Origin of the sequence: Corallococcus exercitus (genome assembly GCF_003611585.1) — a bacterium.
GTDB lineage: Bacteria > Myxococcota > Myxococcia > Myxococcales > Myxococcaceae > Corallococcus > Corallococcus exercitus.
Genome location: NZ_RAVW01000450.1, coordinates 1 through 7,476, shown reverse-complemented (window position 1 = coordinate 7,476; position 7,476 = coordinate 1). Strand labels below are relative to the sequence as shown.

Below are 7,476 nucleotides of genomic sequence, written 5' to 3'. Positions count from 1 at the left end.
CGCATGTCTCGTGGGCTCGGAGATGTGTAGAAGAGACAGCTTCCAGCGCCTGGCCGCACAGCACGCAGGTGGCCGAGCGTGGCGGGTTGTAGCCGTCACAATTCGGGCAGACCACCGGGAGCGCGGACAGCAGAAGCTGAGACATGGGCAGTGGGCCAATCTAGGGGGGCGTGAAACGCCGGGTCAATGAAAGCCTCGGACCCCTGTCCAGGGCGCCCGGGCTCCAGCCAGCGCCCGGCGGGGCACGCGATGTTCCAGGGTAACGTTGCCCCTGCTGTTTGAGGCAGTTACGATTGTCACCGCCTCGATGATTCGCCTGAACGACATCCTGCAGCGGGTTGCGTCGTACCACCCGGACCCCGACCTGGACATCATCAAGAAGGCGTACGTCTACTCGGCCAAGGTCCATCAGGGGCAGCTCCGGAAGTCCGGTGAGCCCTACCTGATTCATCCCCTGGAGGTGGCGGGCATCCTGGCGGAGCTGAAGCTGGACGAGGCGTCCATCGTCACCGGCCTGCTCCACGACACCATCGAGGACACGCTCGCCACCGCGGAGGAGCTCACGGAGCTGTTCGGTCCGGAGGTCGCCCAGCTGGTGGACGGCGTGACGAAGCTGTCCAAGTTCTCCGCGTCCGCGACGCTCTCCCAGGAGGAGAAGCAGGCGGAGAACTTCCGCAAGATGATCATCGCGATGGCGCAGGACATCCGCGTCATCCTCGTGAAGCTGGCGGACCGCACGCACAACATGCGGACGCTGGATCACATGTCCGAGGAGAAGCAGGCCCGCATCGGACAGGAGACGCTGGACATCTACGCGCCCCTGGCCAACCGCCTGGGCATCTCCTGGATCAAGACGGAGCTGGAGGACCTGTCCTTCCGCTACGTGAAGCCCCAGGAGTTCTTCGCGCTGGAGGAGCAGCTCAACAAGCGCAAGAAGGAGCGTGAGGCGTACATCGAGGACACCTGCGACCTGATGCGCGCCAAGCTCCAGGAGCGCGGCCTCAAGGGCGACGTCAGCGGGCGCTTCAAGCACGTCTACAGCATCTGGAAGAAGATCAAGTCGCAGGGCATCGACTTCGATCAGATCCACGACATCATCGCGTTCCGCATCATCGCGCCGTCCGTGCCCTCCTGCTACGAGGCGCTGGGCATGGTGCACCAGATGTGGAAGCCGGTGCCCGGGCGCTTCAAGGACTTCATCGCCATCCCGAAGCCCAACATGTACCAGTCCCTGCACACCACGGTGATTGGTCCGTTGAGCGAGCGCGTGGAGGTGCAGATCCGCACCGCGGAGATGCACAAGATCGCGGAAGAGGGCATCGCGGCGCACTGGGCCTACAAGGAAGGCCGCGCGCCCATCTCCAAGGACGACGAGAAGTTCGCCTGGCTGCGCCAGCTGATGGAGTGGCAGCAGGACCTCAAGGACCCCAAGGAGTTCCTCGAGACGGTGAAGGTGGACCTCTTCACCGACGAAGTTTTCGTCTTCACGCCCAAGGGCGACGTGCGCAGCCTGCCGCGCGGCGCGACGCCGGTGGACTTCGCGTACGCCATCCACTCGGACGTGGGCGGACGGTGCGTGGGCGCCAAGGTGAACGGGAAGATTGTTCCCCTGCGCTACAAGCTGAAGAACGGCGACACGGTGGAGGTGCTCACCAGCCCCCAGGCGCACCCGTCCAAGGACTGGCTCACCTTCGTCAAGACGAGCCGCGCGCAGCAGCGCATCCGCGGCTTCATCAAGCAGCAGCAGCGCGACAAGAGCCTGCAGCTGGGCCGCGAACTGGTGGAGCGCGAGTTCAAGCGCTTCCAGCTCAACTTCAACAAGCAGATGAAGTCCGGCGAGCTCAAGAAGGTCGCCGAGGAGCTGGGCTTCCGCGTCGAGGACGACCTGCTGGTCGCCATCGGCTACGGCAAGGTGACGCCGCAGCAGCTGGTGCAGCGCATCGTGCCGCAGGACAAGCTGGCGGCGGCGGAGCCACCCCCGCGCCCCTCGGACGGCAACGGGACGGGCAGCGGCACGGGGAACAACGCCTCCATGCTGCCGGGCCTGTCGCGCATGACGGACCTGGCCAAGCGGCTGGTGGGGCGCAACAGCCGCAGCGGCGTCCAGATTGGCGGCGTGGACGACGTGCTGGTGCGCTTCGGGCGCTGTTGCAACCCCGTTCCCGGAGACCCCATCGCGGGGTTCATTACCCGGGGGCGGGGCGTGACGGTGCACACCGTGGGGTGTGAGAAGGCCCTGGCCACGGACCCCGAGCGGCGCGTGGACGTGTCCTGGGACGTGAAGGGCGACTTCAAGCGGCCCGTCACGCTGCGCGTGCTGACGGCGGACCGGCCGGGCCTGCTGGCGGACATCACCAACACGTTCTCCAAGAAGAGCGTCAACATCTCCCAGGCGAACTGCCGGGCCACCGGCGACGACCGGGCGGTGAACACCTTCGAGGTCACCATCTCCGACCTCAAGCAGCTGACGGACCTGATGCGCTCCATCGAGCGGTTGACGGGCGTCTACTCGGTCGAGCGAATCTAGCCCCGGCCTGTGCTACAGCGCGCGGCGGACCCGCGGCCCCGTCTTCCTTGGACGGGGCCGCCTCAACGCGAGGTGTGCTGCATGGCGCGCAAGGCAATCCACTCCGACGACGCCCCCAAGGCGATTGGCCCCTACTCCCAGGCCGTGCAGGTGGACGCCGGGAAGATGACGTTCCTGTCCGGCCAGATTCCCCTGGACCCGAAGACGATGGAGATCGTCCCCGGCGACGTCGTCGCGCAGGCCGAGCAGGTGATGAAGAACCTGAAGGCCGTGCTCGCCGCCAGCGGCCTGGACTTCACCCACGTCGTGCGCTGCACCATCTTCCTCACCGACCTGGGTGACTTCGCCAAGGTGAACGAGGTCTACGGCCGCGCCTTCACCGGCTCCCCGCCGGCCCGCGCCACCGTGCAGGTGTCCGCGCTGCCGCGCGGCTCCAAGGTGGAGATCGACGCCATCGCCGTGTCCTGACGCGGACGCTGCGGACACGCGCAGCCGCTGGAAACACGAAGGCCGTCGGTTCCCGCTGGGGGAGCCGACGGCCTGTGTGCTTCAGCAGCGCGGGAGGACTACTTCGCTTCCGCCGCCATCACGACGCCGGCCTTCTTCAGCTCCTCGTCGATGACCTTCTTGAAGGCATCGAAGGGCTGCGCACCCACCAGCGTGCGGCCGTTGATGAAGAAGGTGGGCGTGCCGTTGGCGCCCTTGGAGGCACCGTCCGCCATGTCCGCCTCGATCTGCTTGTCGAACTTGCCGGAGTCCAGGGCCGCCTTGAACTTGTTCATGTCCAGCTTCAGCTCCTGGGCGTACTTCTCCAGGCTCTCGCGGTCCAGCGCGCGCTGGTTGGCGAAGAGCTTGTCGTGCATCTCCCAGAACTTGCCCTGCTCGTTCGCGGCCATGGAGGCCTGCGCGGCGAGCTTCGCGTGCTGGTGGAAGGGCAGGGGCTGGTGCTTGAAGGCGATCTTGACCTTGCCCTTGTACTCCTTCTCCACCTGCTCGAGGGTCGGCACGGCGCGGCTGCAGAAGGGGCACTCGAAGTCGGACCAGGCGACGATGGTCACGGGCGCGTTCTTCGCGCCGCGCACCGGGGCGTTGCCCACTTCCACCTTCTGCACCGCCGGCTCGGCGGGCGCCGCGGGGGCGGCCGGAGCGGCGTTGACGTTGTCCTGGTTCAGCTTGGCGTAGAGGTCCTCCGCCTTGGTGCCGGCGGCGAGCGCCTTGTCGGCCTTGGCGATCTCCTGGTCGATGAGGGGCTTGAAGGCCTCGAAGGGCTGCGCGCCGGAGAGGAAGCGGCCGTTGATGAAGAAGGCCGGCGTGCCGTTGGCGCCCACCGCCATGCCGGAGGCGGAGTCCGCGTCGATCTTCGCGGAGAACTTGTTGGAGTCCAGGGCGGCCTTGAACTTGTTCACGTCCAGGCCGATCTCCTGGGCGTACTTCTCCAGGTCACCGCGCTCCAGCGCGCGCTGGTTGGCGAAGAGCTTGTCGTGCATCTCCCAGAACTTGCCCTGCTCGTGGGCGGCCATGGAGGCCTGCGCGGCGAGCTTCGCGTGCGAGTGCATGGGCAGCGGCTGGTGGCGGAACACCACGCGCACGTCCTTGCCGTAGGTCTCCTTGATCTTGTTGATGGTGGGGACGGCGCGGCTGCAGAACGGGCACTCGAAGTCGGACCACTCGACGATGGTCACCTTCGCGGTGGCCGGGCCGACGACGGGGGAGTCCGCGGGGACGTCCACCTTCTTCGCGGCGGCGGGGGGCTCCGCCTGCTGCTGGGCGCGGGCCGGGGCGCGCTCGACGCCCTTCTCCATGATGCGCGCGTACACCTGCGACGGGGCGACGCCGCTCTTCACCAGGCCCTCGGCCTTGGCGAGCTCCTCGTCGATGAGGGCCTTGAAGTTGTCGATGGGCTGCGCGCCGGAGAGGAAGCGGCCGTTGATGAAGAAGGCCGGCGTGCCGCTGGCGCCCAGCTGCTGGGCCAGGGCCTGCTCCTTGTCGATGGTGGCGCCCAGGCGCTCGTCCGCCATGTCCGCCTTCCACTTCGCCACGTCCAGGCCGATCTGCTTGGCGTAGCCCTCCAGGCTCTCCGCATCCAGCTTCTTGTTGTTGGCGAAGAGGAGGCTGTGCATGTCCCAGTACTTGCCCTGCTCACCGGCCGCGAGCGCCGCGAGGGCCGCGGGCCTGGCGTGCGGGTGGAAGGACAGCGGGTTCTGGCGCATCACCACGCGCAGCTTGCTGCCGTAGTCCTTCTGGAGCTGCTCGACGGTGGTGTTCGCGCGGCTGCAGAACGGGCACTCGTAGTCGGAGAACTCCACCAGGGTGACGAGCGCGTTGGCGCTGCCCTTCGTGGGGGCGCCGTCGACGGGCACCTTGAAGACGGTGGGGTCCACGGCGCGCGCGGGCTTGTTGGCCGCCTGCGCGACGGAGGGCGTGTTGGCGGGGGTGGCTTTCGAGCCGCTGGCGGCACGGCCGCCAACGAACCCGAGCACCAGGCCGATCAGCAAGGCCACGATGACATTGGGCTTCATGGGTTGGGAATGCTCCTGCGCCATAGGTCCGACTCCGGGCCCCAAGCGGGTGTCTGGGTAGGGAAAGGGGCGGGGTACTTAACAGAGGGAATTCCAGACACGCAAGCCGCGATACCCGCCTGCGTCCGCCACGAATCCAGAGGCCTCGAAGGGGCGGACAACGACGCTGGGAGGAGCAAAATTCCCTCTCATGGCGCGCGTCGTGCCACTTTGGCGGTCAGGGTTTCGTGACAGGATGCGGGGCCATGGAAGCCGGTGTGCGCGTGGATACGTCCGGGGCCCTCTGCCCGGTGCCCATCCTGGAGATCGCCAAGGCGATGCGCCGCCTTGCGCCCGGGACGCTGGTGGAGCTGGTCTCCACCGACCGCGGGCTGGAGGCGGACCTGCCCGCGTGGTGCGACGCGACGGGCAACACGCTGGTCCGCATGGAGCGCCGCGGCGCCCACTATGTGGGCTGGGTGCGCAAGGCGGGGTGAGCGTCCGTGGGGCGTGGGCCTACAGCAGCTGAAGGACCCGGTCCTCCAGGCGGCGGCCGCGGCTGACGCCGAGGATGAGCACCTGGTGCTGAAGGAGGTGGCCGACGGTGCGGCTGATGACCTCCTCGGCCTTCTGGGCCTGGCCGTCGAAGCGCACGCGCAGCACGTCCGGGCCCTCCATGCGCGCGTCGGTGACGCCGGGCAGGGACGTGATTTCGGGGATGATGACGTCGCCCCGGGCAATCTGGACGCGGAACTCGGCGCCCTGGCCGGTGAGCTCGGACATGGTGCCCGCCTGCGCGAGCGAGCCCTTGTCGAGGATGGCGGCGGCGTCACACAGCTCCTCCAGCTCCTGGAGGTTGTGGCTGGAGACGACCACCGTCTGCGTGCCCTTCATGTCCTTGATGACCTGACGCACCTGCGCAGCGATGCGCGGATCCAGGCCGGCGGTCGGCTCGTCCAGGAGGACGAGGGGCGGGCGGCCCATCAGGGCCTGGGCCATGGCGGCGCGCTTGGCCATGCCGTGGCTGAGCGCCTGCGTCTGGACCTTCCAGGCCTCCATCAGGCCCACCTTCTCCAGGGCGCCACGGGCCTCGTGCTCCGGCTGGGGCAGGTCCGACAGGCGGGCCCAGTACATGAGCAGCGCGCCCACCTCCCAGCCCGGGGGCAGCACCGCGTCCTGGGGCAGCGCCCCCACGCGGCCCTTGAGGGCGCCGGGCGTGGTGGGCGACACGCCCATCACCTGGAGCGAGCCCTCGGACGGGTAGAGGTAGCCGCACATCATGGAGAAGGTGGTCGTCTTGCCGGCGCCGTTGGGACCGATGAGGCCGTAGACGTCGCCCTTCTGGACCTGGAGGCTCACCGCGTTGACGGCGACCTTGGGGCCGAAGCGCTTGGAGACGTTGTTCAGCTGGATGGCCGGGTCGCTCACAGGTCCCTCGTGCGCAGGACGCCGTAGGCGCCGAAGAGGAAGACCGCCGCGAAGGCGGCGTAGGCCGCGCCGCTGACGGCGAACTCGGCCAGCTTCGGGTGCAGCAGGTTGGCTGAGTAGTAGGACGGGGAGAGGTAGCGCAGGAAGCGCAGCAGGTTCTCCTCGCTCACCGAGCGCCCCACGGAGTCCATCAGCCAGAAGACGAAGAGCAGGATGAAGTTGAAGACGAGGCTCACCGCGGGGCTGCGGAAGAGGCTGGAGCACAGGGTGGTGAGGGCCACGTACGCCAGTGAGAAGACGATGGTGGCGCTCCAGAACTTCAGGAGGTTGAGCACCAGGGTCCCGAAGGCGAAGTCGTCGTTGAGGATGCGCGCGTAGACGAAGATGGCCAGGTCGATGACCAGCACCAGCCCCACCAGCAGCGTGGCCTGGGAGAGGAACTTGCCCAGCAGCACCGACGAGCGGCGCGCACGCACGGTGAGGTAGCGCATGGAGCGCGGACCTACTTCGCCGCTCACCTGGTCGAAGCCCATCAGCGCGATGTACGCGGGCAGGAAGAAGAGGGTGATCTTGAAGACGATGAGCACCACGATGGGCACCTGCGCCAGGGCCTCCATCATCGCGGCGTCGTTGCTGGCGAGGAAGCCCAGCACCCCGCGGCGCATCTCCTCCGCGGCGCGCATGGCGATCTCCGGGTCCCCGCCGTTCTCGGCGAGCTTCGCGTTCACCTGGGCCTGCAGCTCGCGGGTGACGAAGCCCACCACGAGCAGCACCAGCGCGGAGAACATGCTGTAGAGCCCGAGCAGCACGATGGCCCGGCCGCTTCTCACGGCCCGGCGCAGCTCGGCTGCCCAGATGACCAATGCCTCTTTGAGTCCGTCCAAGGTGCACAGGACCCTACTGGACCTCCGGTCACCTTCCCAGGTTTCTCCCTGACGAAGAGGGCAGTCGAGGAGGCAAGCCGTGGACAGCGCGCCCTCAGCGACTAGGATCCGGCGGTCTGCTCCCTGCCCCCCCAAGGAG

At 67.8% G+C, this 7,476-nt stretch carries 6 protein-coding genes; 3 read left to right on the top strand and 3 right to left on the bottom strand.

All coding sequences use genetic code 11. The features are described from left to right. Positions 1–307 precede the first annotated feature (307 nt). The gene (locus tag D7W79_RS35385; protein ID WP_120529726.1) at positions 308–2,527 is read left to right on the top strand and encodes a RelA/SpoT family protein; all 2,220 of its coding nucleotides are present in this window, start codon (positions 308–310) and stop codon (positions 2,525–2,527) included. Between the two features lie 81 nt (positions 2,528–2,608). Further along, the gene (locus D7W79_RS35380; RefSeq protein ID WP_120529725.1) at positions 2,609–2,995 is read left to right on the top strand and encodes a RidA family protein; all 387 of its coding nucleotides are present in this window, start codon (positions 2,609–2,611) and stop codon (positions 2,993–2,995) included. A gap of 98 nt (positions 2,996–3,093) precedes the next feature. Here D7W79_RS35380 and D7W79_RS35375 read toward each other — a convergent pair whose 3' ends face one another. Beyond that, the gene (locus tag D7W79_RS35375; protein ID WP_120529728.1) at positions 3,094–5,046 is read right to left on the bottom strand and encodes a DsbA family protein; all 1,953 of its coding nucleotides are present in this window, start codon (positions 5,044–5,046) and stop codon (positions 3,094–3,096) included. A 245-nt stretch (positions 5,047–5,291) separates the two neighbouring features. Here D7W79_RS35375 and D7W79_RS35370 point away from each other — a divergent pair, with 245 nt between their 5' ends. Beyond that, positions 5,292–5,522: a sulfurtransferase TusA family protein gene (locus D7W79_RS35370; RefSeq protein ID WP_120529724.1), complete on the top strand. Its 231-nt coding sequence runs from the start codon at positions 5,292–5,294 to the stop codon at positions 5,520–5,522. Positions 5,523–5,541: 19 nt separating this feature from the next. On the opposite strand, the gene D7W79_RS35365 is transcribed toward D7W79_RS35370, so the two are convergent. Continuing rightward, positions 5,542–6,453, bottom strand: coding sequence for an ABC transporter ATP-binding protein (locus tag D7W79_RS35365; protein ID WP_120529723.1), 912 nt, complete (start codon positions 6,451–6,453; stop codon positions 5,542–5,544). After that, the gene (locus tag D7W79_RS35360) at positions 6,450–7,337 is read right to left on the bottom strand and encodes an ABC transporter permease (RefSeq protein ID WP_171438083.1); all 888 of its coding nucleotides are present in this window, start codon (positions 7,335–7,337) and stop codon (positions 6,450–6,452) included. Before D7W79_RS35360 ends, D7W79_RS35365 begins: the two co-directional genes overlap by 4 nt. Between the last annotated feature and the right edge of the window lie 139 nt (positions 7,338–7,476).